Consider the following 26,033-nt stretch of genomic DNA (forward strand, 5'->3'; position numbering starts at 1 on the left):
AAAGTTGCGTGAAACTGACTGCACCTGAGGGTAGGCCATCGAAGCAACCGAACGTCGCCACAGGCGACACGAGAGGACACCTCATGGCTGACGAGGCCACCGGAACGCGCGACATCCAAGCTCACGACCGGACCAGCTTCGCTGATCTCGGCAAGGAGATGTGGGCCTACCTGACCGGTAAGGGGGCCGCCATCAACTACGAGTTCGTCGACATGACGGTGGAGGTCCCTCGCGAGACCGGCTCCGATTCGCCGCGTGCCACCTGGAAACTGAACGGCACGCTGCGCATCACGACCAGTGAGGGCGCAAGCGCGGCGTGATTGCCATCCCGATCGGCGAGCTGCAGGTCGACTCCGACCTGCAGCTCGAGGTCGACGGCGTCCCGGCCCGGCTCATCGCCAACGGCCGGCAGCTCACGTTGTCGACGAGCGACGCAGGGCGGCTCGTCGCTCGAGCCCTCGACTCCCTACCCGGGGGCCGCGGTCCGTTGCGTAGTGCGCTTGCTGAGGCCGCCACATTGCTCGATGCGCTGGGGCTGACCGCGAATGTGGTCGACGACAGCGGCGACGTACTCGAGCTCGGTCGCGGCTGCCATTCGGTGCTTGGCCGCCTGTTGTTGAGCAGTGACCGGGTGCAGCTCGGGTCGACGTCGATGCGGGTGATCGGCACGGTGGTGCGTCATTCCCAGGTGGTGCAGCGTCGCGTGGCGCTGGCTGCCGCGGGTGCGGTCGGCGGCGGCGCGGTCGCCGGTGTGGTGGTGGTTGCCGGGTTGCGCCGGCGCTCAGGATCGAGGAGTTAGAGATGACACCGCAATGGCGGGATTGGCCCGAGAGGGCGGCCTGCAACGGACTGGACACCGACATCTTCTTTCCCGTCGGCCGCGGCGCGCACGCCGCGCGGTTGGCCGAGCGGGCGCGGGTCATCTGCCGGCAGTGCCCGGTCGCGCAACGGTGCGCGGACGTCGCGATCGAGCAGGGCTTACCCGGTATCTGGGGTGGCCTCGATGAGCAGGAGCGGCGTGCGCTGCGCCGCGGCCGTTCGACCACCGGTCAGCGTGTCGCCACCGGCTGAGCCGCTTTAGTGGGCGGTTGTCGGGGCGGGAATGAAAGATGACGTGGACACTGGAAAGATTGACGGGATCGATCGCACCGCCGACGGGCGCTACATCGTCATAGCGGGTCGCCGTTGGCGCGCCAGCGACCCGGCGCTGCCCGAGGACCTGCGTATCGAGCTCGTTGCCGAGCTGATGGCAGCGCGCCGGGCTGTGCGTACCGACCCGGAGTCCGCCCGCCCGCGCGTCCAGGACGCCAAGGTCGCCCTGGGGGAGCGTGGCGAGCCATGGTGGGAAGCGTCGAGTGCCGGCGGGCGAGCGGCCCGGCGCGCCGCTGCCGCCCGCGCCCTGGCCCGGCACCGCGGTGTCGAGCCGGCCGACTGCGCCGTCGACGCCGGTTGCGTCGTCGGTGACGATCGAGGTGGGGAACACGGTGCCTCCTGACGGCTTGTGGCCAACAGAACCGAGGAGAGGATTCACATGACGTCATCCGTCACCGCCGCTGGGGCCTTCACCCCCGCCGACGGCCTCACCCTGACCCGCATGGGTTACGGTGCGATGCAGCTGGCCGGTCCCGGGGTATTCGGGCCACCTAAGGACCACGACCGCTCCGTCGCCGTGCTGCGCGAGGTCGTCGAGCTGGGCATCACGCACATCGACACGAGCGACTTCTACGGCCCGCACATCACGAACCAGATCATCAAGGAAGCCCTGCACCCGTACCCTGACGACCTCCATATCGTCACCAAGGTCGGCGCCCGGCGCGACGCCAAGGGTGGTTGGCCACAGCGTCGCTCGCCCGAGGATCTGCGGACGGCCGTGCACGAGAACCTCGAGAACCTCGGCCTCGACGCTCTTGACGTGGTGAACCTGCGGATCGGCGGGGTTGACTCGCCGCTGCCCGGCTCGCTGGCCGAGCCGTTCGGTGCGTTGGCCGAGATGCAGCAGGAGGGGTTGATCAAACACCTCGGGGTCAGCAACGTGACCGCTGAGCAGGTCGCCGAAGCGCAGACCATCGCCCCGGTCGTCTGCGTGCAGAACAACTACAACGTGGCGCACCGCGACGACGACGCGCTCATCGACTCGCTGGCCGAACAGGGCATTGCGTTTGTGCCGTACTTCCCACTCGGCGGCTTCACCCCGCTGCAGTCGAGCACGCTGTCGGCAGTCGCTGCCCGGCTCGGCGCCTCGGACCAGCAGGTGGCTCTCGCGTGGCTGCTGCAGCGCTCCCCGGCGTTACTCGTCATCCCGGGAACGTCGTCACCCGAGCACCTGCGAGAGAACGTGGCCGCGGCCGCTCTAGACCTGCCCGCCGACGCGTTGGACGAGCTGAACGGCATCGCCGGCTGAGGCTCAGCCGCGCGTCCAGGCGGTGACGTGCGCCGGCGCCGCTATCCCCGCGGACAGGTCGGGTGCTGGTTGCGGCGTGCCTGCCTTCGGTGGCGACAACGGCAGGACACCCGCCCAGTACGGCAGGGTGAGGTCCGCGTCGTCGTCCACCGGCGGACCGGTGCGGACCTTGATCGAGGCCTCGACGAGGGCCAGGCGCAACACCGTTGTGGCGGCAAGTTCCTTCGAGGTCGGCCCGCGCACCTCTGCCGAACGGCCAGGCACGATCCCTTCGACAAGAGCCTGCAGCGCGGCCTGCTTGACCTCGGGATCGGTGACCTCCTCGGCCCGCCCGTGCACGACTACGGCCCGGTAGTTGATCGAGTGGTGGAACGCCGACCGGGCCAGGACGAGACCGTCGACGAGGGTCACCGTGACGCAGACCGGCAGGCCGCCGTCGCGCGCGGCCCGCAGCGCGCGGGCTCCGGTGGAACCGTGCAGGTAGAGGTCGTCGCCGACGCGCGCGTGCAGCTGGGGCAGCACGACCGGTTCGCCGTCCACCACGAAGCCGACGTGGCAGTGGACCGCTTCGTCGAGCACTGCGTGCACGGCGTTGCGGTCGTAGGCCAACCGCTCGCGGTGCCGGGTGCCGGCCGTGCGGACGGTGGTCGGGTAGCTCTGCGTCACGGGGTTGCCTCAATTTGTACTGGTACAGTTTCGCGTTGATGCCAGTACAATACAAGCCAACCGGTAACAGCGCGAAGGCGATAACCGATTCGGTCGAGGCTGCGGTGCGCACGGGCCGACTGTCGGCCGGTGCCGCATTGCCCAGTGTGCGCGCTCTCGCTCAAGACCTGGGTCTCGCGCCCGGCACCGTGGCCGCTGCGTACCGCTCGTTACGCGACCGCGGCGTGGTCGAGACGTCGGGTCGCGGAGGCACCCGGGTGCGTTCTCGGCCGCCTCTGACAGCGCGTTCGCAGGCCTGGCCCGTGCCGCCCGGCGTTCGTGACCTCGCCTCCGGTCAGCCGACTGCCCATTTACTGCCCTCGCTCGTTCCGGTGCGCGGCGCGATCAGCGGGACCGCCGCAGCGCCTGTCACCCCGGTCCTGCCGGATTTGCTCGCGGTGGCGCGCCAGCGGCTGGCGGACGACGGCGTGCCGGCAGGGCACGTGACGGTGGCCGGGGGAGGGTTGGACGGGATCGCCCGGGTGCTGTCGATTCACCTGCGACCAGGTGACGTGATCGGGCTCGAGGACCCTGGTTGGCCCAACACCCTGGACCTTGCCGGCGCGCTGGGCCTGCGCGTGCACCCGCTGCCGGTCGACGCACAGGGCCCGACGCCGGCCGGCGTACGGCGCGCACTGCTCGCCGGGGCGCGTGCCCTCGTCGTCACCAACCGCGCACAGAACCCCACCGGCGCCTACCTCACCGCGCCACGCGCTGCGGCGCTGCGGCGCATACTTTCTGGTACGGACGCGCTCGTAGTCGAAGACGACCACGCCGGTGAACTGGCTGCGGTCCCGCTGGCCACCCTCGCCGCGGCGACGCAATCCTGGGCGTTCGTCCGCTCGGTGTCCAAGCCATACGGTCCCGATCTGCGGGTGTCGCTGCTGGCTGCGGACGAGGCAACGCTTGCCAGCGTCGAGGGCCGCATGCGCATCAGTACCGGTTGGGTCAGTGGCCTGCTGCAGCAGCTGACGCTGGCAATGCTCTGCAACCCGCGGGCGGCCGACGTCGTAGCGCGGGCCGGCGCGGCCTACGACGAGCGACGGACCGCGCTCCTCGAGGCGCTGGCCGAGCGCGACGTCCCGGCGGTGGGCGCCACCGGATTGAACGTGTGGGTTCCGGTACCCGACGAGACGGCCGTCGTGGCCGGGTTGCTGCGCGCCGGCTGGGCAGTGGCTCCGGGTGCGCGGTTCCGGCAGACGTCGGGGCCGGGCGTGCGGGTCACCGTCGGCGACCTCGACCCCCGCCGCGACATCGAGCCGCTCGCCGACGCGATCGCCGTCCTGCTCACCAGGACGGCGGCTCGCTGGACAACCTGACCGGCGCATAATGGTTAGCGTGGCTAACGAACTTGTTCCGTGACGTTTCCTTGCACTGGGTGACAGCTTCACCGAGGGTCTGAACGACGCGCGTGCCGATGGGTCGATGCGCGGCTGGGCCGATCGCTTCGCCGGGTTGCTCGACGAGGCCCGCCCGGGCACGCGTTACGGCAACCTCGCAATCCGCGGGCGGCTGCTGCAGCAGATCGTGGACGAGCGGTTGCCGGTCGCGTTCGCCGCGCGCGCCGACCTGGTGGGTTTCTCGGCTGGCGGCAACGACATCCTGCGGGTCGGCCGCGACCCTGACGAGGTCGCGGCCCCTTACGAGCAGGCCGTCCGGCAGCTGCGCGCGGCCGGCAGCCGGGTGCTCGTGTTCACCCGGCTTCGACGTCGGTGCCACCTCGTCGACCTCTGGTCCTTGGACTCGTTGCGCGACCGCCGGTCGTTCAGCGACGACCGGTTGCACCTGTCCGCCGAGGGGCACGAGCGGGTCGCCCGTCTGGTCGCGTCCGTCGTCGGCATTCCGTCCGGCAATCCGGAGGAGGTGTACTCGACGATGACGTCCGCGGGCTCGCGTCGTGAGGACCTGCACTGGGCTCGCGAGCACCTGCTGCCGTGGGTCGGCCGGCGGGTGCGGCACCAGTCCAGCGGTGACCACGTCGCCGTCAAGCGGCCGGACCTCGTCGAGCTGCGGTCCCCGGCGTAGTGAGTCGCGCGGCGAGGTAGGGCGCGGTCACGCTGGTGGCGTCGGCGGCGATGGACGCCGGCGGCCCGGCTGCCACCACGCGCCCGCCCGCTGATCCGCCGCCCGGCCCCAGGTCGATCACGTGGTCGGCCCGTGCGGCAACGTCCATGTCGTGCTCGACGATCACCACGGTGGCGCCGGTGTCGGCCAGTGCCCGCAGCTGAGTCATGAGCCGGTCTGTGTCGGCGGGGTGCAGGCCGGTGGTCGGCTCGTCGAGCAGGTAGAGCGTGCCCGCGCGCTGCCGGCGTTGCAGCTCGCTCGCCAGCTTGATGCGTTGAGCCTCGCCGCCGGACAGCTCGGTCGCCGGCTGCCCGAGCGTTAGGTAACCCAGGCCGATGTCGCGCAGGGTGATCAGGCTCCGCGCGATTCCCGGCTGGTCGGCGAAGACGTCGACGGCCGCATCGACGGTTAGGGCCAGGACGTCGGCCACCGAGTGCTCACGCCACATCACCTCGAGTGTCTCGGGTCGGTAGCGGGCGCCGCGACAGGTCGGGCACGGGCTGTAGGTGCCGGGCAGGAACAACAGCTCCACCGCGACGAAGCCCTCGCCCTGGCAGGTCTCGCACCGCCCGCCGACCACGTTGAACGAGAACCGGCCCACGCCGTAGCCGCGCCGTCGGGCCTCGTCGGTGGCGGCGAACAGTTTGCGGACGCCGTCGAACAGCCCGGTGTAGGTGGCGAGGTTCGAGCGGGGCGTCCGCCCGATTGGCCGCTGATCGACCTGGACGAGGCGGCGCACACCGGCCGTACCGATGACGTGGTTGACGCCGCCGGTTGGGGCCAGCAGGTCATCGTCGCCCTCCTCAGGGGCGGTGTCGGTGCCTAGCGCTTCGCGGAGCGCGTCGGCGAGCACGGCCAGCAAAGTCGACTTGCCTGAGCCGGAGACACCGGTCAGGACCGTCAGAATACCTAAAGGTATGTCGACGTCGAGGTTGCGCAGGTTGTGCCGCTCGATGCCGCGCAACCCGAGGACGCCGGTGGGGGAACGCGGCTGGTGCTGCGGGCCGGCGGGTGCAGCGAACAGGTACGGGCGGGTGACCGACTCGGCGACCTCGCGCAATCCGTTGACCGGGCCGCTGTAGACCAGGCGGCCGCCGCCGGAACCGGCGCCAGGACCGATGTCGACGAGCCACTCGGCGGCGCGCACCAGGTCGAGATCATGCTCGACGACGACGAGCGAGTTGCCCGCGGCGCGCAGCCGGTCGAGCACCGTTCGCAGGGCCGCCGTGTCGGCGGGGTGCAGCCCGGCGGACGGCTCGTCCAGCACATAGACCACCCCGAACAGCCGCGACCGCAAAGCCGTGGCCAGCCGTAAGCGCTGCAGCTCGCCGGACGACAGCGTCTGGGCCGGCCGGGCGATCGACAGGTAACCTAGGCCCAGTTCGACGAGCACGTCGATGCGGGCAAGGACGTCGGGCACGACCGCTGCGGCCACGTCGCTGTCGAGCTGGTCCCGGAGCACTGAGCGCAGGTCGGTGACCGGCAGCGCAGCGAGCTCGGGCATCGATCGGGCGGCGAAGCGCACAGCGAGGGCGTCGGCCCGCAATCCCGACCCGTCGCACAGCGGGCACGCGCTGACCTCGACGAACCCCAGCACCCGGCGGCGCAACGTCGAGCTCTGGGTGTCGGCCAACGTGTGCAGCACGTAACGTCGCGCGCTCTGGTAGGTGCCTTGGTACGGGCGCTGAATGCGATGTGCCTCGCGCTCCGCGTGCACGGTGACCACGGGCTGCTCATCGGTGAACAGGATCCAGTCGCGGTCGGCCTGCGCGAGCTCACGCCACGGCCGGTCGACGTCGTAGCCGAGCGTGGCCAGGATCTCGCGGTAGTTCTTGCCCTGCCACGCACCGGGCCATGCTGCAATGGCGTGTTCGCGGATCGACAGCGACGGGTCGGGCACCAACGAGCTCTCACTCACGTCATGGAGGCGGCCCAGGCCCGAGCAGCGCGGGCAGGCGCCGGCCGGGGTGTTCGGGGAGAAGGCGTCGGAGTCCAGTCGCGGTGCGCCGGCCGGATAGGCGCCGGCGCGCGAGAGCAGCATGCGCAGCGAATTCGACACCGTGGTCAGCGTGCCGACCGTCGAGCGCGAGCCCGGTGTTGCGTGCGACTGCTGCAGGGCGACCACCGGCGGGAGGCCGTCGATGTCGCGGACGTGTGCGGCGCCGGCCTGGTGGATGAGCCGGCGCGCGTACGGCGCCACCGACTCGAGGTAGCGCAACTGCGCCTCGGCGTAGATCGTGCCGAACGCCAGCGAAGACTTGCCCGACCCCGAGACGCCCGTGACCACGACGAATGCATCGCGCGGCAGGTCGACGTCGACATCGCGCAGGTTGTGGACGTTGGCACCGCGCACCCGGATGACGCCGTCGTCGTGCACGTCGCCGACCCTAATGTGGACGCGTGCACGAGGGCGGCTTGACGCGAGACGTGGCTGTCACGCACCTGGCCGGCTTCGAGCGCATCGCCGCGCCGCGTCCGGACCTGCGCGCGGCGTCGGTGGCACTGTGCGTCGTGCCGGGGCCGGCCCTGCTGATCACCCGACGGGCGCCCCGGTTGCGCGCACACGCGGGCCAGTGGGCGCTGCCGGGTGGGCGGCGCGACCCGGGGGAGTCGGTCGAGGATGCGGCACGCCGCGAGCTGCTCGAGGAGACCGGCCTGACGCTGGGCGCGGACGCGGTGCTCGGGCTGCTCGACGACTACGTCACCCGCTCGGGATACGTGATGACCCCGGTGGTGACGTGGGCCGACGCGGTGCCCGCGAGGCTGGCCGGCGCGGAGACCGAGGTGGCAGAGGTGTACCGGATTCCGGTGAACGACTTCGACGTCGAACCGGGCTTCATCACCATTCCCGAGTCGGACCGGCCGGTCATTCGGCTCCCGCTGCTCGGCGGGCACGTGTACGCACCGTCCGCGGCCATCGTCTACCAGTTCTGCCAGGTCGTCGTTCGTGGTCTGCACACCCGCGTAGCGCACTACGAGCAGCCGGTCTTCGCCTGGCGGTGACGTGGCCGGTCAGTGCGGTGGTTTCAGCACCGCGAACGGATCGGTGACCGTTAGCTGCCGAGTGGCGAAGCGGTACAGCGTCGCCGGGCGACCGCCGGCCTGGCCCGACGGTGCGGTGCGGCGCGTCGATTCGATCATCTGCCGACGGGTGAGCACGCGGGTGAGGTTGGTGGCGCCCACCTCGTAACCCAGGGCGGCGCTGACGATGTCGCGCAACTCCGAGATGGGGAACGCGCGCGGCGCCAGGGCGAAGCCGATGTTGGTGTACGACAGCTTCGCCCGCAGCCGCTCGACCGCGGCACCGACGAAGAAGCCGTGGTCGAAGGCCAGTGCCGGGAGGTCGTCGACCGCTTGCCATGCGGTGTCGCCGGGCAGGGCGGGGTCGATGTCAGCGGGTACGAGGCCCAGGTAGGCGGTGGCCAGGACGCGGCTGCGCGGGTCTCGGTCAACGGCACTATGGGTGGCGAGCTGTTCGCGGTGGGCCAGCTCCCGGACGTCTACCTTGACGGCGAGGTGCCGAGCGATCGCCTCACGCAGCCGCTCGTCGGGCTCGACGCCGCCGCCCGGTAGGGCCCAACGGCCGCGGAACGGCGCCCGCGCGCGCTTCCAGAGCAGTACGCATAACCGCCCGTCGCGCACCGACAGCACGACCGCCAGCACCTCGTGCGGGTAGCAGCGGAGGTCTACCGCATCACTCCGCGCGCCCGTTGCCACGACGGTGATGCTATCGTCGGGCCAGTAATCGCCCGACAGGCGAAAACCTCCGAGAGGGAGGCCGTCATGACCCAGACCGTGGCGACGTGGCAGGACGAGGTGCACCGCCTTGCGCGTGAGCGCGACGCCGTAGTTCTCGCGCACAATTACATGACGCCGGAGATCCAGGACGTCGCCGATCATGTCGGGGACTCGTTGGCGCTCTCGCGGATCGCAGCGCAGACCGACGCCAGCACGATCGTGTTCTGCGGGGTGCACTTCATGGCCGAGACCGCCAAGATCCTCAGCCCGGGCAAGACGGTGCTGGTCCCTACCGAGCTGGCCGGTTGCTCGCTGGCCGACACGATCGACGTCGAGCAGCTGCGGGCCTGGAAGGCCGAGCACCCGGGCGCGGCCGTCGTCGCCTACGTCAACACCTCGGCCGCGGTGAAGGCCGAGTCCGACATCTGCTGCACGTCGTCCAACGCGGTCGAGGTCGTCGAGTCGATCCCGCGCGAGCAGGAGGTGCTGTTCCTGCCCGACCAGTTCCTGGGCGCACACGTGCGCCGCCAGACCGGGCGCGACAACATCCAGGTGTGGCTGGGGGAGTGCCACGTGCACGCCGGTATCAGCCCCACCGACGTGCGGGCGCAGGTCGCCGCGCACCCGGATGCCGAGCTGCTCGTGCACCCCGAGTGCGGCTGCGCCAACTCGGCGATCTGGCTGGCCGGTGAGGGCGAGCTGCCGATGGGCCGCACCCAGATCCTGTCCACCGGCGGCATGGTCGACGCCGCCCGCGGCATGACGTCGCGCACCGCGCTCGTCGCCACCGAGATCGGCATGCTGCACCAACTGCGCAAGGTCAACCAGCACACCACCTTCCTGCCGATGAACCCCAAGGCGTCGTGCCGGTACATGAAGATGACCACCCCCGACCTGCTGCTGCGAGCGCTGCGCGAAGGGCGTGACGAGGTCGAGGTCCCGGTCGACGTCGCGGCGAAGGCGCGCAACGCGGTCGAAAGGATGATCGCGATCGGTCAGTCAGGTGGCGGGGAATGAGCGTCGACGTCCTGGTGGTGGGCGCTGGTGTTGCTGGCCTGTCGACTGCATTGGGGCTCGCGGCTACGCGTTCGGTCGTCGTGCTCAGCGCCGGTGACGGCAGCACGCCCTGGGCGCAGGGCGGCATCGCGACCGCCTTCGGCGACGACGACCCGGCCGAGCACGCCGCGGACACGCACGTCGCGGGCGCGGGGATCTGCGACGAGGATGCCGTGCGGGTGCTCGTCGAGGAGGGCCCGAGCCGGGTTGCCGAGTTGATCGCGTCGGGCGCCGTGTTGGACCGCACCGCGTCCGGTGAGCTGTCGCGCACCATCGAGGGCGGTCACCGTCGGCCGCGCGTCGTGCACGCCGGCGGCGACGCCACCGGCGCCGAGGTCGCCCGCAGCCTGCTCGCCGCGGTGCGCGCTGCCGGCGTCCGGATCGTCGACGCGCGGGTGACAGGTCTGCTGCTCACCGATTCCGGCCGGGTCGTCGGCGCGGTGACGTCGCAGGGCGAGTACCGCGCGCGGGCCGTCGTCCTCGCAACCGGCGGCATCGGGAACGCCTACCGTGCCAGCACCAACCCGGCAGCCGTGCGCGGCGAGGGGATCGCTCTCGCGCTGCGAGCTGGTGCCTCCCTCGTCGACATGGAGTTCGTGCAGTTCCACCCGACCGTGCTGTACACCGGCGCTACGTCGGGCCAGTTGCCGCTCGTCACCGAAGCCGTGCGCGGTGAGGGCGCGCACCTGCTCGACGTCCGCGGCCGGCGCATCATGGTCGGACGGCACCCGCTCGAGGACCTCGCGCCACGTGACATCGTGGCGCGCGAGATCGACGCGGCCATGCATCGCGACGGGTCGCCGTACGTGTGGCTCGATGCGACGGCGATCGACGCGGCTACTTTGCGTCGGCGGTTCCCGACCGTGCTGGCCTCGTGCGCAACGATCGGCGTCGACCCTGCCCGGGAGCCGATCCCGGTCGCGCCGGCCGAGCATTTCCTGTGCGGCGGCATCCGTACCGATCGGCGCGGCGCCACCGACGTCCCCGGTCTCTACGCGGTCGGCGAGGTGGCGGCCACCGGCGTGCACGGTGCCAACCGGCTCGCGTCGAACAGCCTGCTGGAGGGCCTGGTCTTCGGCCGCCGGCTGGCCGGCGAACTGACGCTCGCGCTGCCGGCCCAGGCGAAGGCGACCCGATCCATACTCCTTGGTACGGATGCTCAGCCCGAGCGGGTCCGCGAGGTGCTGACGGCGTTCGCCGGCATCCGCCGGGACGCCGCCGGTCTGGCGGCCGCGCGCGACGAGCTAACCGCACTCGGCGACGGGCCGATGGCCACCGTGGCCGGCGCGGTCGTGGCCGGGGCGCAAGCACGGACCGAGAGCCGCGGCTGCCACTGGCGGGCGGACTTCCCGACGAGCAGCGCCGCGTGGCTGCGGCCGGTGGTCGTGCGCCTGGGCGCCGACGGTCGACCCGGGGTGCAGCAGGAGCTGCAGGCCGCGTCCTAGTTCGCCTTCTCGGCCGCACGGACCACGCCGCGACCGATGATCAGCTGCTGGATCTGGCTGGTGCCCTCGTAGATGCGGAACAGCCGGGCGTCTCGATACAGGCGCTCGACAGCTACGCCGCGCATGTAGCCCATGCCACCGTGGATTTGCACGGCCCGGTCGGCAACCCGACCGACGGCCTCCGAGGCGTAGTACTTGACCATCGACGGTTCGGTGCGCTGCATGGTGCCGTCATCGAAGGCCTTCGCCGCGCGGCTGAGCATGGACTCGGCGGCGTAGAGCTCGGTGGCCGACTCGGCGAGCATGGCCTGTACGAGCTGGTAGTCGGCAATGCGCGAGCCGCCCTGGCGGCGGCCGATGGCGAACTCGGTGGACTCGTCGAGCAACCGGCGCATCATGCCGACGCAGATGGACGCGACCGATAAACGCCCGCGGGCCACGGAACTCATGGCGATGCGGTACCCCTGGTCGCCGCCGACCCGCGTCGAGGCCGGTATGCGCACGCCGGTCAGGTAGATCTCGCTGGTGAGACTGCCGGCCTGGCCCATCTTGTGGTCCTTCGGGCCGACCTCGAAGCCAGGGGTGTCGGTGGGAACGGCGAAGACACTGATGCCTTCATCCGTGTCGCCGTTCATGACCCGAGCAAAGATCATCACCAGGTGGGCAGCCGGTGCGTTGGTGATCCAGCGCTTGGTGCCGTCGAGGACGAACTCGTCGCCGTCGATGCGCGCCGTGGTCTTCAGCGACGACGGGTCGGAACCGGCGTCGGGCTCGGTGAGTCCGAACGAGGCGATCACCTCCCCGGAGGCGATGCGCGGCAGCCAATACTGCTTCTGCTCGTCACTGCCGGCCATGACCAGGATCTGGCCGGCCAGGCCGTTGTTCGTGCCGAGCATCGAGCGGAACGCCGGTGCGGCGTAGGACAGCTCGACGACGAGCGCCTCTTCCTGCTGCATCGTCAGCCCGAGCCCACCGAACTCCTCGGGGATCGCAAAGCCGAACAGGCCCATCTCGGCGGCCTGTTTGCGCAGCGCCTCGGGGATCTCGTCCTTCTCGTCGATCTCCGCCTCGCGCGGGAGCACCTCGCTGCGGACGAATCGCTTCACCTCGGCCAACGCCTGCCGGAAATCCTCGTCGTCCACCCGTCGCCTCCCTCAGCGTTCGCGTCGCCTCACGCTAGTCCGCGGCGCGCACCGTCAGCACCGGGCAGCGCGCACCCAACAGCACGCGCTGCGCGGTGCTGCCGAGCACGGCCTTGGCAACAGCGGACGTCCGTTTGAGGCCGACGACGATCAACTCGGCGCCGGACTGTTCGGCGGCGCCGAGCAGCACCTCGGCCGGGCGGGCGCCGGACGTCTCCTCGATAGTGCGGATCTCGTGCCGGACGCCGAGTTCTTCGAGTTCTGCGTCCAGCGCGTCGAGAACCTTCTCGTCGGCGGCGGTCGGGTGCGTGTACCCCGCCGCGCCAACGACGTTCACCACCACCACGTCGGTATCGCGCCACGTCGCCTCCTGCGCAGCGAGGCGGACGGCCAGCAGGCCGGAGTTGTCAGGCACGTATCCAACGACGACGCTCATGCATCGGATCGTAGGCCGTTGCGTGCCGCTAGGGTCTGCAGGATGCTTCTCGACTTGCCGGACGGACGCCGGCTGGAGATCGAGGTCAGCGGCCCGGCCGATGGTGTCCCGTTGCTCTTCCATCACGGCACACCCGGCTCCTCGGCCCCGGTTCGCGCGTTCGGCCGCGCCTCGTCTGCGCGCGGGTTGCGGCTCGTGACGTACTCGCGCGCCGGCTACGGCGACTCGTCTCGGCTTCCGGGGCGCTCCGTCGTCGACGTGGTCGCCGACGCCGAGGCAGTGCTCGACTTCGTCGACGCGCCGCGCTGTCTGGTGGCGGGGTGGTCGGGCGGGGGGCCGCACGCCCTTGCCTGCGGCGCGCGCCTGTCGTCGCGGGTGGCCGGCGTGCTGTCCATCGCCGGCGTCGGTCCGTACGGCGTGGCCGGTCTGGACTTCCTGGCCGGAATGGGCGAGCAGAACGTCCAGGAGTTCGGCGCGGCGCTGGCAGGTCCCGAGGCGCTGCGTGCGTTCCTCGACAAGGACGCCAAGGAGCTGCGTACGACCACGTCCGCCCACATTGTTTCGGCGCTGAGCAGCCTGCTGCCCGACGTCGATGTCGCAGTGCTCACCGACGAGTTCGGCGAAGACATGGTGGCCGGGTTCGCCGGGGCGCTGCGACACGGCGTGGACGGGTGGTTGGACGACGACCTCGCGTTCACCAGGCCGTGGGGCTTCGACCTCGCTGAGATCCGCGTACCCACTTTCATCTGGCAGGGCAGCGCCGACCTCATGGTCCCCTTCGCGCATGGCCGGTGGCTGGCCTCGGCCGTGCCCGGTGCGACCGTCCACCTGATCGACGGCGAGGGTCACCTGTCGATCGGCATCGGCGCGCTCGACGCGATGCTCGACGAGTTGGTCGGGGTGTTGTGACCCGCTGATTGACGTGGTGGGATGCGCACCCTGCTCAACCTGATCTGGCTCGTGCTTGCGGGGCTGTGGCTGGCGATCGGCTACGTGCTCGCCGGCATAGTCTTCTGCCTGCTGATCATCACCATCCCGTTCGGCATAGCCTCATTCCGCATCGCGGCTTACGCGCTGTGGCCATTCGGACGCACCGTGCCTGACCATCGTTGGTATCCCGCTCGGGGTCGCAAGCATGAAAATGATTCCGGTGTCACTCACGCCTCTCGGGCACGAGATCGTGCCCTTGCCGTAGCGCGAGAGCAGGCTGCTTGACCGATCCGGGCAGCTGGATGAAGGAGGGCCATGTCGGCACGTCGCAGTGCGCTGATCACCGGTGGGTCGAGCGGCATCGGGCTGGCGTGTGCCCGCACGTTGCATCGCGAGGGGTGGGACGTGTCGCTCGTCGGACGCCGCGAGAGCGCGCTGCTCCACGCCGCCGACTCGATCCAGGCCGGCGGCGGTGACGGCGAGGTCGCTACCTTCATCGCCGATCTCGGCACGCCTGATGCGCCAGGCGGCGTCGTCGAGCAGCACACCGCCAGCTTCGGCGCTATCGACGCGCTCGTGGCGGGCGCCGGTAATTACGACCTCGACGACGTCCGCAGCGTCACTGCCGAGCGCTGGGACACGACGTTGAACCTGCACCTTCGCGGCGCGGTGCTGGCCGCCGGTGCCGCGGCTCGACACATGAGCGCAGCCGGTTGCGGGCGCATAGTGCTGCTGTCCTCCGTCAACGGCTTGCACTCCGAGCCTGAGTCGATCGCCTACAGCGCGGCGAAGACCGCAATCATCAGCGTCGCCCGCTCGCTCGCCGTCGACCTCGCGCCGGGCGGCGTGCAGGCCAACGCGGTCGCACCGGGTTGGGTGACCACACCGATGACCGAGGCTCACCTGGCCGCGACGAGCGCCGAACAGCTGCGCCGGGTCAACCCGATGGGCCGGGCGGGGACGGCCGACGAGATCGCCGGCCTTGTTCGTTACCTGATCGTCGACGCACCGGACTTCCTGACCGGCGCAACCATCACTATCGACGGCGGGCAGACCGCGCTGGCCCCGATGCCCTAACGACCGCTCAGCGCGGGCTGGCGGAGTACGGCATGTCCTTGTCGACACGCGGTTCAGGCGGCAACCCGAGCACCCGTTCGGCCAGGATGTTGCGCATGACCTCGGACGTTCCGCCCTCGATCGTGTTGGCCATCGAGCGCAGGTAGCTGTAGCGGTGGTCGCGCCCGGTGCGGGACCGCGTCCGCTGGCCCTCGGGCGGGGTGTAGGTCATCGGGAACAGCAACCCGTCGGCGCCCGAGACGTCGACGCAGAAGTCGTAGATGTCCTGGTTGAGCTCGGCGTCGCCCAGCTTGGCCGTCGACCCTTCGGGCCCGGCGTCCGCCCCAGCCTTCGCCTGTTCCCGCGCCCGGATGTTGGTCAGGCGAAGTGCTTCGGCCCGCACCCACAGCTGCATCAGCCGGTCGGCGTACTCAGGGGGTCGGCCGTTCTCACGGAATACCCGGACGGCGTCGGCGATGCTGCCCTCGCCGCGCGGGTTGACCCGACCGCCGATGGACACGCGCTCGTTCATCAGGGTGGTGATCGCAACCTTCCATCCTTCGCCGACGGCGCCGAGGCGCTGGGTGTCCGGGATGCGGACGTCGGTCAGGTAGACCTCGTTGAACTCGGCGTCACCGGTGGCCTGGCGCAGCGGCCGGACGTCGACGCCGGCCGACTGCATGTCGAGGAAGAAGTACGTCAGCCCGGCGTGCTTGGGCTTCGACGGGTCGGTACGGGCGACGATCAGACCCCAGCTCGCCACATGGGCCAGGCTCGTCCACACCTTCTGGCCGTTGAGCACCCACTCATCGCCGTCGCGCACGGCGCTGGTGGACAGCGACGCGACGTCGGACCCGGCGCCCGGCTCGCTGAACATCTGACACCAGATCTGCTCACCGGTGAAGATCGGGCGCAGGAACCGCGCGAGGTCGGCCTCGGTGGCATACGCACGTAGCGTCGGCGCGGCCATGCCGTAGCCGATCGGGTTGGTGTTGAAGGAACGTGGCGCACCGGCCGCCATCAGCGCCTCGTCGACGACGCCTTGCGTCGAGCGGGGCAGCCCCAACCCACCGAGACCCTGGGGGAGGTGGACCCACGCCAGACCCGCGTCGAACTGCGCGCCGAGGAAGGTGGCCGCATCGTTCGAGTCCGGCGGGACGTCCGCGAGCAGCTGCTTGACCAATCCGTCGACGTCGACGTCGCTCATGGTGTGTCCCTTCCGCCGGCGCGGTGCACTTGATAGACAAGCTGTACCACCTCGAGCGCCGACGACACGAGCGGACGACCCCCATGACTTTCGCCCTCACCGAGGAGCACGCCGAGCTGCGCGCATCCGTCCGGCGCTTCCTGACCGACCGCTCACCGGTGTCGGCTGCGCGCCGGTACATGACCGAGCCGGGCGCCTACGACGAGGCGCTCTGGACGCAGATGGCCGACCAACTCGGCCTGCCAGGGCTGGCCGTGGCCGAGGAGTACGGCGGCTCCGGGTACGGCACCGCCGAGCTCGCGATAGTGCTGGAAGAACTCGGTTCGATGCTCTACGTCGGGCCCTACTTCGCCACCGTGGCCCTGGCCGGACAGACGCTGGCGGCCAGCGAGGACGCGCAGGCCAAGGCCCACTGGTTGCCCGGGATCGCCGACGGCACGACCACCGCCGCACTTGCAGTGGGCGAGGGTGGCCGCACCTGGGTCACCGACTTTGCCACCCGGGCAACAGCCGCCGGCGACGGTTGGACGCTCGACGGCACCAAACGATTCGTCATCGACGGCGCCACCGCCGGCCTGCTCCTGGTGTTCGCAGCCACCGACGATGGCGTGGGGTTGTTCGCGCTCGACCGCACGACCGACGGCGTGCAGCCCACCGCACTCGACACTCTGGACCTCACCCGCCGGCTGGCCGACGTGACGTTCACCAGTGCATCGGCGACCCGCATCGGCGGCGAGGCATCGGAGCTGCTCGCGCACGCCTCGGATCTGGCCGTGGTGGCGCTCGCCGCCGAGCAGGTCGGCGGCACGCAACACTGTCTCGACGAAACGGTTGAGTACGCGAAGCTGCGGGTGCAGTTCGGGCGCAAGATCGGGTCGTTCCAGGCCGTCAAGCACCGCGCCGCCGACGTGCTGCTGGCCCTCGAGACGGCACGCAGTGCCATGGCGCACGCCGCCGCCGTGGTCGACGCCGGGGGAGACGAGGCGGCCCTGTCCGCGGCCCTGGCGGCGTCGCTGTGCTCCGAGGCATTCACTGAGGCGGCCCGGGCCAACATCCAGCTGCACGGCGGCATCGGCTTCACCTGGGAACACGACGCCCACCTGTACCTCAAGCGCGCCAAGTCCGACGAGCTGTTGTTCGGTGCGCCGGTGTATCACCGCATGCGGCTGGGCGCGCTCACCGGCATCACAGGCTGAGGCCGGGCGGCGGGCGTGGCCCGCAACCAATGCACCAGCGGCCAGGCCAGCAGCGCCCCGAGCAGGCCGCCCAGGCTGTTGTGCTCGACGTCGGCCAACGACGGAACCCGGCTCGGCAGGTAGACGTACTGCGCCCACTCGATGGCCGCGGACGCGAGCACGCAGCCCAGCACGCCGACCCACACACGGCGCAGCACGACAGCTACCAAGAAGCCGGCCGGGACGAAAAGCGCGACGTTGGCCAAAATTTCGATCTGCGACCAGTCGAGCCCGCCGCGGGTCAACCGGCGGACCACGTCGTTCAGCGCCCCGAAGGTGGCGGCCTCTGAGTCCGCCGGCAGCAGGGTCAGCCGGGCGATCACCAGCGTGTAGAGAACGAGCAGCACAGCGGCAACCGCACGGATCGGGGCTCCTCGCATGAGCACACCCTAAGCAGCGAACGTGGGTGTCCGGTGGGCGGCGGATGAGGCGGAGCCGTAACACCTGACTCCGGACACCCGGGCCGAAAGACTGTCCGAAGTGATGAAGGCGTGAGGGAGACTCCGGGCATACCAGTCAGCGCCCACGAAGGTCCCCATGGTCCACCCGAGCAACCTCCCCCGACCGGACGCGGCCGCTCGCCGTGTCGGGGCCCTACGCCGCGCCGCCGTGCGCGCCGCGCAGGCGCCCTCGGTCCTGAACACCCAACCGTGGCAGCTGCGAATCCACCGCGGTGCGCTGCACGTGCACGCCGACCACCGCCGTCAACTGGCCGCTCTCGACCCGCAGCGTCGCGTGCTCACCGCAAGCGTTGGTTGTGCGGTGTTCGCCGCCCGTGCGTCGCTCGCGGCCGACGGCTACGGCGTCGTGGTCCGGCGATTCCCGGATCCCTTCGCCGCCGACCTGCTGGCCGTCCTGGAACCCGATGCGAGCGCCACGGTAGATGCGTCCGCGCTTTCCGACGGCGACTGGCTCGGCGACGTTCGTACCGCCGTGACCGCCGAGGGGGTGCGGCTGCACGTGCTCGATGAGCTCGAGCGCGGGCTGGTGTCTGAGCTGAACGGCCAGGCCGACCGGATCGAGAACCTGGATCCCACCTACCGCGCCGAGCTGGACGCGTGGACCCCGAATGGCGACCGCGACCGGGTCGTCGGGGCCGACGAGTGCCTTGCCCTGCTGGTCACTGACGGCGATGAGGCGACGGACTGGCTGCGGGCCGGCGAGGCCATGATGCGGGCCCGGCAGGTCGCAGCTGCGGCCGGACATGACGTTCGGCCGTCGACGCAGGTCATCGAGGTTGCGTCCGCACGTGCTCGACTCCGGCGCGCGCTGGGGTTGAGCGGACATCCCCAGATGCTGTTGCGAGTCGGCCGGGGCTCGAGCACTTCCGCGACCAACCGTAGGCGGTTGGTCGACGTGTTGGTCGAGGAGTCCTGACGTGACCGTTAAGCACGTCGACGCCGGACAACGCTGGCTGCGCGCCGCGGCCGAGATCGGGTCGGCGTTGCTGTCGACCGGCGCCGATCCGATGCCCGCGATCGCCACCAGCGCACTCGACGCCGCGGCGGCCGACCTCGTCACCGTCGGCCTGCTGACCCCCGATCAGCGCGAGATCGTCGTCGAGATCGCGGTCGGCGAGGGCGCCGACGACCTGCTTGCCCAACGGCTCCTGGTGAGCGACACCGCTGCGGCCCTCGTCCTCGACGGTGGGCAGGCGGTGTTGCTCGCCGCCGCCCAGGCGGGCGACCCGGCTCAATTCGGGCCGGCGCTCGACCCGGGCCCGGTGCTCGTGCTGCCCCTGCCCGCCGGCGCGCGGGTCCGCGGTCTGCTCACCGTGGCGCGTCGTCGAGGTCGCGCTGCCTTCAGTGTCGACGAACTCGAGCTGGCCGCGGCGTTCGCCACGTGTGCCGGCGTCGCGCTGGAACTCGCCGACTCGAGGACGGCGGAGAAGAGGCTCGTCCTGCTCGAGGACCGCGATCGGATCGCCCGCGACCTGCACGATCACGTGATCCAGGAGCTGTTCGCCATCGGCCTGCGGCTCGAGAGTGTGGCGACCGGCCTGGGGCGTGGCAACAGCGCGGCCCAGAAGGTGTCTGAGCGGGTCGAGGACATCGACCGCACGATCCGGCGCATCCGCACCACGATTTTCGCCCTGCGCGGGCCGCTTGACCTGAATACCGACGGTGTGCGGCAGCAGGTCATCGAGATCGCCTCCGACCTCACGCCCGCGCTGGGCTTTCCGGCCCGCGTCGCGTTCGACGGACCCGTCGACCTGACCGCCGATCCCGACCTCGCCGACGACATCACTGCGGTAGTACGTGAAGCGCTGACCAATGTCGCCAAGCACGCGCGCGCATCCTCGGCGTCGGTCGACGTCAGCGTGGTAGCCAGTGAGATCGTCGTGATCGTCGAAGACGACGGGGTGGGGCTCGTCGATCCCCAGCGCCACAGCGGCGGTCTGGGCAACATGCGCGCCCGGGCCGAGCTGCACAGCGGCACCATGAGCGTCGAGCCCGCCACCGGCGGGGGAACGCTGCTGACGTGGCGGGCCTGCCTGCGCTGATCATCAGCGCAGCGGCAGCACCGGCTCGCGACGCAATTCAGAGCGGGCCAGTGAGCGCAGGTGCACCTCGTCCGGGCCGTCGAACAGGCGCATCGCCCGATGCCAACCCCACATGGCCGCAAGTGGCGTGTCATCGCTGACCGCCGCGCCGCCGTGCACCTGGATCGCCCGGTCGATGGTGGCGAGCGCCGCCCGGGGCACCACCACCTTTGCGGCGGCGATGAGGTCCTTGGCTGCCTTGTTGCCCTGCGTGTCGATGGTGTGCGCGGCGAGGTGGCACAGCGCGCGGGCCTGCTCGATCTCGATCCGGGACTCAGCGATCTGGTTCTGCACAACGCCCTGCTCGGCAAGCGGTTTGCCGAACGCGACCCGGTCAAGTGAGCGCTGGACCATCAACGCCAACGCACGTTCCGCGGCTCCGAGGGCCCGCATGCAGTGGTGGATGCGACCGGGGCCGAGGCGGGCCTGTGCTGCCGCGAAGCCGCCGCCCTCCTCGCCGATCACGTTCGAGACGGGGACGCGGACATCGGTGAAAATAACCTCGGCGTGCCCGTGCTGGTCCTGCCGCCCAAAGACCGGCAGCGACCGCGCGATATTCACGCCCGGGGTGTCGACCGGGACGATCACCATCGACTGCTGGCGGTGGGTGGCAGCGTCCGGGTCGGTCTTGCCCATGACGATCAGCACCCGGCAGCGCGGGTCGTTCGCGCCCGACGTCCACCACTTGCGTCCATTGATCACGTAGTCGTCGCCGTCGCGCTGGATGCGGGTCGCGATGTTGGTGGCGTCGGAGGAGGCGACCTCGGGCTCGGTCATCGCAAAGGCTGAGCGGATCTCGCCATCGAGCAGTGGCTGCAGCCACGTCGCCTGCTGCTCCTCGGTGCCGAGCAGGTGCAGCAGCTCCATGTTGCCCGTGTCCGGCGCCGCGCAGTTGAACGCCTCCGGCCCTATGTCGAGGCTCCAACCCGACAGCTCCGCCATCGGCGCGTACTCGAGTTGCGTCAGCCCGGACTCCGAGGGCAGGAACAGGTTCCACAAGCCCTGTTTCCTGGCCTTCGCCTTCAGCTCCTCGATCACCGGCGGCACGGTGTGGTCGTCCGGACCAGCCTGTGCACGGTAGGCGGCATAGTCCGTCTCGGCCGGCAACACCTCCTCGGCCATGAACTGCCGTACCGACTCCAGCAAATCCTGCGCTCGTGTGCCCACAGCAGGAGACTATTCCTCCGATCTGCCGAGGGACGTACGGTCGACCTCGCGGTGCTGGTCGGGCACCCCGGATGCGAAGAGTGCTCCATGCGAGATGCGGACATCGTCGAGGCGGCTCGAGCGGCGACGGGCAAGCGCAACGGCGGGCTGTCCGGGATCCACCCGGTCGATCTGTCGGCGCATGCTGCGCGGGATCGTCGAGCGCACGGGCATCGACCCGGCGCTCGTCGACGACGTGATCTGGGGTTGCATGAGCCAGGTCGGTGAGCTGACCTCGGACATCGGCCGCAACCCGCCAGCGTCGTCGCCGGCCACTGAGACCCCGTGGTCGCCGGCGGCGTCGAGTCGATGAGCCGGGTGCCCATGGGCAGCTCGTCCGGCGGCGCGTGACCGTTCGGCGAGGGGTTCCGCGAGCGCTACGGCGATACCCGACCGAAACAGGGCGTTGGTGCCGAGATGATCGTCGACCAGTGGGGGCTCACCTGTCAGCAGCTCGACGAGTTCAGCCTCGAGTCGCACGCCAAGGCGGCTCGGGCACAGGACGAGGGCCGCTTCGCCGGCCAGATCGTCGAGGTCGCCAACCCCGAAGGTGTCAAGATCACCGCCGAGAGGGGGTGCGACGCGGCGGCACGATGGAATCGATGGCGAAGATCAAACCGGCGTTCCGCGAGGACGGGGCCATCACCGCGGGCAACGCCTCGCAGATCAGCGACGGTGCCTCGTCGCTGCTCATCACGACCACCGAAAAGCGGCCGAGCTGGGCCTCACGCCGATCGCTCGCGTGCACACCGCCGTGGTCGCCGGCTCGGACCCGATCATCATGCTCACCGGCCCGATCCCGGTGACCGCCAAGGCGATCGCGAAGAGCGGGCTGTCGATCGACGACATCGGCGCCTTCGAGGTCAACGAGGCCTTCGCGCCCGTTCCGCTGGCGTGGCTGCACGAGACCGGCGCCGATCCGGCGCGACTCAACCCCAACGGCGGCGCGACAACGGCATCCGCTACGGCCTGCAGACCATGTGTGAGGGCGGTGGCCAGGCCAACGCGACGATCCTCGAACTGCTCTAGCGCCCCTCAAACTTCGCCGGACGGCGTTCGCGGAACGCCGCCGTACCTTCAGCGAAGTCGACGGTCCGCAGTAATTCGAGCTGGCCTTCGCGCTCGAGCGTGTGTGCGGCGTCGAGGTCGGGCAGCGTCGCAGCGGCGATCGCAGCCTTCGTGCGGGCGTAGGCCAGCGGCGGACCGCTTGCCAGCCTGTCGACCACCGCGGTCAGCTCGTCGTCGAAGGTGTCGTCGCCCACGACGTGCGAGATCAGTCCCCACTCGAGCGCCTGGGCGGCAGGCACGCGCTCGGCGAGCAATGCCATCCTCGACGCCCGGGCCCTACCGATTGCTGCCGGCACGATCGTGGTGGCGCCCCCGTCGGGCATCAGCCCGATGTTGGCGAAGGCGAGCAGGAAGTAGGCGCTGGCGCGGGTGACCTGCAGGTCGCAGGCGAGCGCGATGGTCGCGCCGATACCGGCGGCCAGGCCGTTCACCGCAGCCACGACCGGTTTGGGGGAGTGCACAACCGCGCGGACGAGCGCGTTGCCCAGGTCGAGGGTCAAGGTGGTAGCGCTGTCGGCGGAGATGTCGGCGCCGGAACTGAATGCGCGGCCCTCGCCGGTGACGACCACGACACGGATCTGCGGGTCGTGCGCGGCGGCCTCGACCCGCTCGACCGCCTGCTGCAGCATGGGCGGCGTCAGTGCGTTCAGGGCCCCGGGGCGGTTGAACCGGACGGTCAGCCGGCCGGCGTCGAGGGTGATGTGCAGGTCGTCCATCTCAACGGCCCTGCCAGACGGGGGCGCGGTTCTCGGCGAAAGCCGTCGCGCCCTCGCGGGCGTCGGCGGAGGTGAGCACCGGCCTCATGATCGGTTCCTGTTCGCGGAACCCTTCCTCAAGCGTCCAGTCCCGTGCGCCGGTGAGAATCTGCTTGCTGGCCGCTACCGCGAGCGGACCGTTCGGCGTGACCCGGCGGGCCAGCGCGAGAGCCCCGTCGAGTGCGTCCCCGGGTGAGGTGAGGCGGTTGACGAGGCCGTAGCGGTGGGCGTCCTCGGCGCCCATCGGATCGCCGGTGAGGGCGAGCTCCATGGCAATCGCCGGCGGCAGCACGCGGGGCAGGCGCAGCAGCCCGCCGGCCGCGGCGACCAGACTGCGCTTGACCTCGGGAATGCCGAACTTTGCGTTCTCGGCGGCGACGATCAGATCGCAGGCCAGCGCCACTTCGCAGCCACCGGCCAATGCCCAGCTTTCGACCGCGGCGATCAACGGCTTGCGGGGCGGCCGTCCACACAGCCCGGCGAAGCCGCGTCCCTCGACCGCGACCTGCTCGCCTTCAGGAAGGCCTTGAGATCCATGCCTGAGCAGAAGGTGCCGCCGGCCCCGGTGATGATTCCGATGGTCAGCGAATCGTCGGCGTCGAGTTCATCGACGGCGGCCGCCATGCCTACGGCGACGGCGTTCGTAATGGCGTTACGCACCTTTGGTCGGTTGATGGTGATGATCGAGATGCCGTCGATGTGTTCGACGAGAACGACGTCGCTCACGCCCGGCTCCTAGCGGGGAGCCATGCGGATGGCGCCGTCGAGACGGATCGTCTCGCCGTTAAGCATCGGGTTGGCGATGATCGCACTGGCCAGTAGGCCGTACTCGGACGGGTTGCCCAGCCGGGCCGGGTGCGGGACCTGCGCGCCGAGCGCGGCCCTGACGTCTTCGGGCAACCCGCCCAGCAGCGGGGTCTCGAACAGGCCCGGGGCGATCGTGACGACGCGGATCTTGATGCTCGCCAGGTCGCGCGCCACCGGCAGTGTCAGGCCGACGATGCCGCCCTTCGATGCGGAGTACGCGGCCTGGCCGATCTGGCCGTCGAAGGCGGCAACCGAAGCGGTGTTGATGATGACGCCCCGCTCACCGTCGACCTCATCGGTGCGTGCGATGCGCTCGGCGGCCAATCGGATGACGTTGAACGTGCCGATCAGGTTGACGTTGATGATCTTGGTGAAGTCGGACAGCGGGAACGCGCCGCCCTTGCCGACCGTCTTGATCGCATTGCCGATGCCGGCGCAGTTGACGGCAACTCGCAACGGGCCGAGGTCGGCGGCGACGTCGAGCGCGGCGGTCACGTCCTCCTCGGAGGTCACGTCGCCCGGGCTGAACCGTGCCTTCTCGCCGAGTTCCTTCGCGACGTCCGCGCCAGCAGAGCTGGGGAGGTCGATCAGGACCACGCTGGCGCCCTCGCCGGTGAGTTTGCGGGCCGTTGCGAGACCGAGTCCCGAGGCCCCTCCGGTGATGATTGCAACGGCTCCGTCGAGTCGCACTGGCGTACTCCATTCGTCACGGCACACTTTCGGCCGACTATAGGACGGCGCTCGTCGGCTACGTCACTCGCTGCGCGCCCAGCCCAGGCACAGCCGCGCACCATACTTTGGGCACCATGGCCCGTATGGACAGCGCGAGTAGCGAGACGACCGAGGTCTCGTCACACAGGTCGGTGCGCCAGGTCGAGGCGTTCCGCGACCGCGTCAGGTCCAAGCCCGGCGGCGCGCTCGGCTGGCGTATCGGCGTCACCGTCGTCGGCGTAGCCATCGTCGCCGGCGGCATCGTGCTCCTGCCGCTGCCCGGCCCTGGTTGGTTGATCATCTTTGCTGGCCTCGGCGTCCTGGCCACCGAGTACGAGTGGGCGAAGCGGCTGCTGCGCTTCGCGCGCGACCAGGTGCAACAGTGGACGGACTGGGTCAAACGCCAGCCCCGCTGGATCCAGGGTGTCGTCGGAGTGCTGGGCGCTGTGTTCCTGGCCGCCGTCTTCCTCGGCGTCTACGTCGTGCTGTACCGCTGAGTGCTGCCTGTAGTCTGACCTGCGCCGCTCGGTTGCCCGGGTGGCCGTCCCGGGCGATTAGCTCAGCGGGAGAGCACTGCCTTCACACGGCAGGGGTCACTGGTTCGATCCCAGTATCGCCCACCACTGGAGCCCCCGAATTCATTGGGGTAAGACGTCTCATTCGCTACTGAAGGCGTAGGGGACTCCGCGGTTAGTCCGCAAAAAGTCCGCACTTGTTCACTTCACCGGGCCCGTTGGTAGGCGCGGCTGGGCGTGGCGAGCGTTGGTCGAGCGGTTGGTCTATAGCATCAACGCTATGACCTGGGGTACCGTCGAGCTCGAGCCTGAGGTTCGCGAATGGCTCAAGCAGTTGCCCGTCGAGCAGTTCGCGACGGTCGCGTTCTACGTCGATCTGTTGTCTGAGGAAGGTCCGCTGCTCGGCGAGCCGTACACGCGTCAACTGGACGGCAAGCTCCGCGAGCTTCGGTTTCATCTCGATAGACAGTCAGTGCGCGTGACGTACTGGATTGCACGTGGTCGGCGGATCGTGTTGCTGACAACGTTCGTCAAGAACCGGATGCGCGAGGTTCGAGAGGTCGACCGGGCACGGCGAGCGCTGGACCGGTGTATCGCAGAGGACCACACGCTGGAGGATGAGACAGATGGCTGATCGCAGCAGCTGGGCAGAGGTCCGGGAGCGGCGGATGGCTGAGCCCGGCGCCAAGCAGGCCTACGACGCTGCTCGGCTGGCCTACGAGCTCGGGCGCACAGTGCGACAGCTGCGCGAGGCGCGCGGCTGGAGCCAGACCGAGCTGGCGAAGGCCGCATCGATGACGCAGTCCGCCGTTGCCCGCTTCGAGGGCGGCGGCACGGTGCCGAGCCTGCCGGTGCTCAAACGGCTCGCCAGCGCGTTGGATGCTGACCTCGTCGTGCAGGTAACTCCACGGGCCGGCGTCGCGTAGAGGGCGATCGGCTGGTTGATCATTGTCGGTGCAGTTAGCCCGGCGCTTTCACGCTGACAGCGTGGTGATCAACTGAAAAGTGCTCCAG

28 protein-coding genes, 1 tRNA gene and 3 pseudogenes are annotated in these 26,033 nt (G+C 70.1%); 21 read left to right on the forward strand and 11 right to left on the reverse strand.

The genetic code is table 11. The features are described from left to right. Window positions 1-83 precede the first annotated feature (83 nt). The 5 genes from ACFFC4_RS18310 to ACFFC4_RS18330 are packed head-to-tail and all read left to right on the forward strand — an operon-like array spanning window position 84 to window position 2,401. Window positions 84-320, forward strand: coding sequence for a hypothetical protein (locus tag ACFFC4_RS18310; protein WP_375503519.1), 237 nt, complete (start codon window positions 84-86; stop codon window positions 318-320). Further along, entirely contained in the window at window positions 317-799 is a 483-nt protein-coding gene (locus ACFFC4_RS18315; protein ID WP_375503521.1) for a hypothetical protein, read from the forward strand. The genes ACFFC4_RS18310 and ACFFC4_RS18315 overlap by 4 nt, the downstream gene beginning before the upstream one ends. Window positions 800-801: 2 nt before the next feature. Further along, window positions 802-1,071, forward strand: coding sequence for a WhiB family transcriptional regulator (locus ACFFC4_RS18320; protein WP_375503523.1), 270 nt, complete (start codon window positions 802-804; stop codon window positions 1,069-1,071). A 43-nt stretch (window positions 1,072-1,114) separates the two neighbouring features. Next, the gene (locus tag ACFFC4_RS18325; protein ID WP_375503525.1) at window positions 1,115-1,495 is read left to right on the forward strand and encodes a hypothetical protein; all 381 of its coding nucleotides are present in this window, start codon (window positions 1,115-1,117) and stop codon (window positions 1,493-1,495) included. Window positions 1,496-1,531: 36 nt separating this feature from the next. Beyond that, window positions 1,532-2,401 (forward strand): oxidoreductase, encoded by an 870-nt coding sequence (locus ACFFC4_RS18330; protein ID WP_375503527.1) that lies wholly within the window; start codon window positions 1,532-1,534, stop codon window positions 2,399-2,401. 3 nt (window positions 2,402-2,404) lie between these two features. On the opposite strand, the gene ACFFC4_RS18335 is transcribed toward ACFFC4_RS18330, so the two are convergent. Next, a complete protein-coding gene (locus ACFFC4_RS18335) occupies window positions 2,405-3,067 on the reverse strand; it encodes a pyridoxamine 5'-phosphate oxidase family protein (RefSeq protein ID WP_375503529.1) in 663 nt (220 codons plus the stop codon). A gap of 38 nt (window positions 3,068-3,105) precedes the next feature. On the opposite strand from ACFFC4_RS18335, the gene ACFFC4_RS18340 reads away from it, so the two are divergent. Next, window positions 3,106-4,425, forward strand: a complete 1,320-nt coding sequence (locus ACFFC4_RS18340) for an aminotransferase class I/II-fold pyridoxal phosphate-dependent enzyme (RefSeq protein WP_375503531.1) — start codon at window positions 3,106-3,108, stop codon at window positions 4,423-4,425. Between the two features lie 55 nt (window positions 4,426-4,480). After that, window positions 4,481-5,131 (forward strand): SGNH/GDSL hydrolase family protein, encoded by a 651-nt coding sequence (locus tag ACFFC4_RS18345; RefSeq protein ID WP_375503570.1) that lies wholly within the window; start codon window positions 4,481-4,483, stop codon window positions 5,129-5,131. On the opposite strand, the gene ACFFC4_RS18350 is transcribed toward ACFFC4_RS18345, so the two are convergent. After that, a complete protein-coding gene (locus tag ACFFC4_RS18350; protein ID WP_375503533.1) occupies window positions 5,091-7,547 on the reverse strand; it encodes an AAA family ATPase in 2,457 nt (818 codons plus the stop codon). The two genes, ACFFC4_RS18345 and ACFFC4_RS18350, sit on opposite strands and share 41 nt — an antisense overlap. A 23-nt stretch (window positions 7,548-7,570) precedes the next feature. Here ACFFC4_RS18350 and ACFFC4_RS18355 point away from each other — a divergent pair, with 23 nt between their 5' ends. Next, window positions 7,571-8,173 (forward strand): NUDIX hydrolase, encoded by a 603-nt coding sequence (locus ACFFC4_RS18355; protein WP_375503535.1) that lies wholly within the window; start codon window positions 7,571-7,573, stop codon window positions 8,171-8,173. A gap of 9 nt (window positions 8,174-8,182) precedes the next feature. On the opposite strand, the gene ACFFC4_RS18360 is transcribed toward ACFFC4_RS18355, so the two are convergent. Then, window positions 8,183-8,887 carry an NUDIX domain-containing protein gene (locus ACFFC4_RS18360; protein ID WP_375503537.1) on the reverse strand — a complete coding sequence of 235 codons (705 nt, stop codon included), beginning with the start codon at window positions 8,885-8,887 and terminating at the stop codon, window positions 8,183-8,185. Between the two features lie 66 nt (window positions 8,888-8,953). Here ACFFC4_RS18360 and nadA point away from each other — a divergent pair, with 66 nt between their 5' ends. Together nadA and nadB are read left to right on the forward strand one after the other, a co-directional pair. Further along, on the forward strand, window positions 8,954-9,925 hold the full coding sequence (gene nadA / locus ACFFC4_RS18365; protein WP_375503539.1) for a quinolinate synthase NadA: 972 nt from the start codon (window positions 8,954-8,956) through the stop codon (window positions 9,923-9,925). Next, window positions 9,922-11,409, forward strand: coding sequence for an L-aspartate oxidase (gene nadB, locus ACFFC4_RS18370; protein ID WP_375503541.1), 1,488 nt, complete (start codon window positions 9,922-9,924; stop codon window positions 11,407-11,409). Before nadA ends, nadB begins: the two co-directional genes overlap by 4 nt. Here the strand turns inward: nadB and ACFFC4_RS18375 are convergent. Beyond that, entirely contained in the window at window positions 11,406-12,551 is a 1,146-nt protein-coding gene (locus tag ACFFC4_RS18375) for an acyl-CoA dehydrogenase family protein (RefSeq protein WP_375503543.1), read from the reverse strand. The genes nadB and ACFFC4_RS18375 overlap by 4 nt on opposite strands. Before the next feature lie 34 nt (window positions 12,552-12,585). Beyond that, the gene (locus tag ACFFC4_RS18380) at window positions 12,586-12,987 is read right to left on the reverse strand and encodes a universal stress protein (protein ID WP_375503545.1); all 402 of its coding nucleotides are present in this window, start codon (window positions 12,985-12,987) and stop codon (window positions 12,586-12,588) included. A 42-nt stretch (window positions 12,988-13,029) separates the two neighbouring features. Here ACFFC4_RS18380 and ACFFC4_RS18385 point away from each other — a divergent pair, with 42 nt between their 5' ends. The 3 genes and pseudogenes from ACFFC4_RS18385 to ACFFC4_RS18395 all read left to right on the forward strand — a co-directional run bounded on the left by ACFFC4_RS18385 (window position 13,030) and on the right by ACFFC4_RS18395 (window position 14,994). Continuing rightward, the gene (locus ACFFC4_RS18385) at window positions 13,030-13,896 is read left to right on the forward strand and encodes an alpha/beta fold hydrolase (protein ID WP_375503547.1); all 867 of its coding nucleotides are present in this window, start codon (window positions 13,030-13,032) and stop codon (window positions 13,894-13,896) included. A 21-nt stretch (window positions 13,897-13,917) separates the two neighbouring features. After that, window positions 13,918-14,182: pseudogene (locus ACFFC4_RS18390) on the forward strand (YccF domain-containing protein). A gap of 50 nt (window positions 14,183-14,232) precedes the next feature. Next, on the forward strand, window positions 14,233-14,994 hold the full coding sequence (locus ACFFC4_RS18395; RefSeq protein ID WP_375503549.1) for an SDR family NAD(P)-dependent oxidoreductase: 762 nt from the start codon (window positions 14,233-14,235) through the stop codon (window positions 14,992-14,994). A 7-nt stretch (window positions 14,995-15,001) separates the two neighbouring features. Here ACFFC4_RS18395 and ACFFC4_RS18400 read toward each other — a convergent pair whose 3' ends face one another. Then, window positions 15,002-16,180 (reverse strand): acyl-CoA dehydrogenase family protein, encoded by a 1,179-nt coding sequence (locus tag ACFFC4_RS18400; protein ID WP_375503551.1) that lies wholly within the window; start codon window positions 16,178-16,180, stop codon window positions 15,002-15,004. Window positions 16,181-16,263: 83 nt separating this feature from the next. Here ACFFC4_RS18400 and ACFFC4_RS18405 point away from each other — a divergent pair, with 83 nt between their 5' ends. Continuing rightward, entirely contained in the window at window positions 16,264-17,376 is a 1,113-nt protein-coding gene (locus ACFFC4_RS18405) for an acyl-CoA dehydrogenase family protein (protein ID WP_375503553.1), read from the forward strand. On the opposite strand, the gene ACFFC4_RS18410 is transcribed toward ACFFC4_RS18405, so the two are convergent. After that, the gene (locus tag ACFFC4_RS18410) at window positions 17,334-17,795 is read right to left on the reverse strand and encodes a VanZ family protein (RefSeq protein ID WP_375503555.1); all 462 of its coding nucleotides are present in this window, start codon (window positions 17,793-17,795) and stop codon (window positions 17,334-17,336) included. The genes ACFFC4_RS18405 and ACFFC4_RS18410 overlap by 43 nt on opposite strands. 157 nt (window positions 17,796-17,952) lie before the next feature. Between ACFFC4_RS18410 and ACFFC4_RS18415 the strand changes: the two genes are divergently transcribed. Together ACFFC4_RS18415 and ACFFC4_RS18420 are read left to right on the forward strand one after the other, a co-directional pair. After that, window positions 17,953-18,792, forward strand: a complete 840-nt coding sequence (locus tag ACFFC4_RS18415) for a hypothetical protein (RefSeq protein ID WP_375503557.1) — start codon at window positions 17,953-17,955, stop codon at window positions 18,790-18,792. Window position 18,793: 1 nt separating this feature from the next. Then, window positions 18,794-19,918: a GAF domain-containing sensor histidine kinase gene (locus tag ACFFC4_RS18420; protein WP_375503558.1), complete on the forward strand. Its 1,125-nt coding sequence runs from the start codon at window positions 18,794-18,796 to the stop codon at window positions 19,916-19,918. Between the two features lie 3 nt (window positions 19,919-19,921). On the opposite strand, the gene ACFFC4_RS18425 is transcribed toward ACFFC4_RS18420, so the two are convergent. After that, entirely contained in the window at window positions 19,922-21,124 is a 1,203-nt protein-coding gene (locus ACFFC4_RS18425; RefSeq protein WP_375503560.1) for an acyl-CoA dehydrogenase family protein, read from the reverse strand. 87 nt (window positions 21,125-21,211) lie between these two features. Here ACFFC4_RS18425 and ACFFC4_RS18430 point away from each other — a divergent pair. Beyond that, window positions 21,212-22,192, forward strand: a pseudogene (locus ACFFC4_RS18430) (acetyl-CoA C-acetyltransferase). Here the strand turns inward: ACFFC4_RS18430 and ACFFC4_RS18435 are convergent. The 3 genes and pseudogenes from ACFFC4_RS18435 to ACFFC4_RS18445 all read right to left on the reverse strand — a co-directional run bounded on the left by ACFFC4_RS18435 (window position 22,189) and on the right by ACFFC4_RS18445 (window position 24,483). After that, complete coding sequence (locus tag ACFFC4_RS18435; RefSeq protein ID WP_375503562.1) at window positions 22,189-22,947, reverse strand: enoyl-CoA hydratase; 759 nt, start codon at window positions 22,945-22,947, stop codon at window positions 22,189-22,191. The pseudogene ACFFC4_RS18430 and the gene ACFFC4_RS18435 overlap by 4 nt on opposite strands. Before the next feature lies 1 nt (window position 22,948). After that, window positions 22,949-23,712 (reverse strand): annotated as a pseudogene (locus tag ACFFC4_RS18440) (crotonase/enoyl-CoA hydratase family protein). Window positions 23,713-23,721: 9 nt separating this feature from the next. Then, the gene (locus tag ACFFC4_RS18445) at window positions 23,722-24,483 is read right to left on the reverse strand and encodes a 3-hydroxyacyl-CoA dehydrogenase (RefSeq protein ID WP_375503564.1); all 762 of its coding nucleotides are present in this window, start codon (window positions 24,481-24,483) and stop codon (window positions 23,722-23,724) included. 125 nt (window positions 24,484-24,608) lie between these two features. Between ACFFC4_RS18445 and ACFFC4_RS18450 the strand changes: the two genes are divergently transcribed. The 4 genes from ACFFC4_RS18450 (at window position 24,609) to ACFFC4_RS18465 (ending at window position 25,945) form a co-directional block, all read left to right on the forward strand. Continuing rightward, a complete protein-coding gene (locus tag ACFFC4_RS18450; RefSeq protein ID WP_375503566.1) occupies window positions 24,609-25,001 on the forward strand; it encodes a TIGR02611 family protein in 393 nt (130 codons plus the stop codon). Between the two features lie 51 nt (window positions 25,002-25,052). Beyond that, window positions 25,053-25,127 (forward strand) — tRNA-Val (locus ACFFC4_RS18455). A 172-nt stretch (window positions 25,128-25,299) separates the two neighbouring features. Next, entirely contained in the window at window positions 25,300-25,653 is a 354-nt protein-coding gene (locus ACFFC4_RS18460) for a type II toxin-antitoxin system RelE/ParE family toxin (RefSeq protein WP_375503572.1), read from the forward strand. Beyond that, window positions 25,646-25,945: a multiprotein-bridging factor 1 family protein gene (locus ACFFC4_RS18465; RefSeq protein ID WP_375503568.1), complete on the forward strand. Its 300-nt coding sequence runs from the start codon at window positions 25,646-25,648 to the stop codon at window positions 25,943-25,945. Before ACFFC4_RS18460 ends, ACFFC4_RS18465 begins: the two co-directional genes overlap by 8 nt. Window positions 25,946-26,033 lie beyond the last annotated feature (88 nt).

It is taken from the genome of uncultured Jatrophihabitans sp., assembly GCF_964244045.1.
Classification (GTDB): domain Bacteria; phylum Actinomycetota; class Actinomycetes; order Mycobacteriales; family Jatrophihabitantaceae; genus Jatrophihabitans.

Excerpts from the sequence above, each read along its gene's own strand:
- ACFFC4_RS18310 (WP_375503519.1), top strand. The coding sequence starts at position 84 with ATGGCTGACGAGGCCACCGGAACGCGCGACATCCAAGCTCACGACCGG.
- ACFFC4_RS18320 (WP_375503523.1), top strand. The coding sequence starts at position 802 with ATGACACCGCAATGGCGGGATTGGCCCGAGAGGGCGGCCTGCAACGGA.
- ACFFC4_RS18330 (WP_375503527.1), top strand. The coding sequence starts at position 1,532 with ATGACGTCATCCGTCACCGCCGCTGGGGCCTTCACCCCCGCCGACGGC.
- ACFFC4_RS18340 (WP_375503531.1), top strand. The coding sequence starts at position 3,106 with ATGCCAGTACAATACAAGCCAACCGGTAACAGCGCGAAGGCGATAACC.
- nadA (WP_375503539.1), top strand. The coding sequence starts at position 8,954 with ATGACCCAGACCGTGGCGACGTGGCAGGACGAGGTGCACCGCCTTGCG.
- nadB (WP_375503541.1), top strand. The coding sequence starts at position 9,922 with ATGAGCGTCGACGTCCTGGTGGTGGGCGCTGGTGTTGCTGGCCTGTCG.
- ACFFC4_RS18380 (WP_375503545.1), bottom strand. The coding sequence starts at position 12,987 with ATGAGCGTCGTCGTTGGATACGTGCCTGACAACTCCGGCCTGCTGGCC.
- ACFFC4_RS18385 (WP_375503547.1), top strand. The coding sequence starts at position 13,030 with ATGCTTCTCGACTTGCCGGACGGACGCCGGCTGGAGATCGAGGTCAGC.
- ACFFC4_RS18395 (WP_375503549.1), top strand. The coding sequence starts at position 14,233 with ATGTCGGCACGTCGCAGTGCGCTGATCACCGGTGGGTCGAGCGGCATC.
- ACFFC4_RS18400 (WP_375503551.1), bottom strand. The coding sequence starts at position 16,180 with ATGAGCGACGTCGACGTCGACGGATTGGTCAAGCAGCTGCTCGCGGAC.
- ACFFC4_RS18405 (WP_375503553.1), top strand. The coding sequence starts at position 16,264 with ATGACTTTCGCCCTCACCGAGGAGCACGCCGAGCTGCGCGCATCCGTC.
- ACFFC4_RS18410 (WP_375503555.1), bottom strand. The coding sequence starts at position 17,795 with ATGCGAGGAGCCCCGATCCGTGCGGTTGCCGCTGTGCTGCTCGTTCTC.
- ACFFC4_RS18415 (WP_375503557.1), top strand. The coding sequence starts at position 17,953 with ATGGTCCACCCGAGCAACCTCCCCCGACCGGACGCGGCCGCTCGCCGT.
- ACFFC4_RS18435 (WP_375503562.1), bottom strand. The coding sequence starts at position 22,947 with ATGGACGACCTGCACATCACCCTCGACGCCGGCCGGCTGACCGTCCGG.
- ACFFC4_RS18450 (WP_375503566.1), top strand. The coding sequence starts at position 24,609 with ATGGACAGCGCGAGTAGCGAGACGACCGAGGTCTCGTCACACAGGTCG.
- ACFFC4_RS18460 (WP_375503572.1), top strand. The coding sequence starts at position 25,300 with ATGACCTGGGGTACCGTCGAGCTCGAGCCTGAGGTTCGCGAATGGCTC.
- ACFFC4_RS18465 (WP_375503568.1), top strand. The coding sequence starts at position 25,646 with ATGGCTGATCGCAGCAGCTGGGCAGAGGTCCGGGAGCGGCGGATGGCT.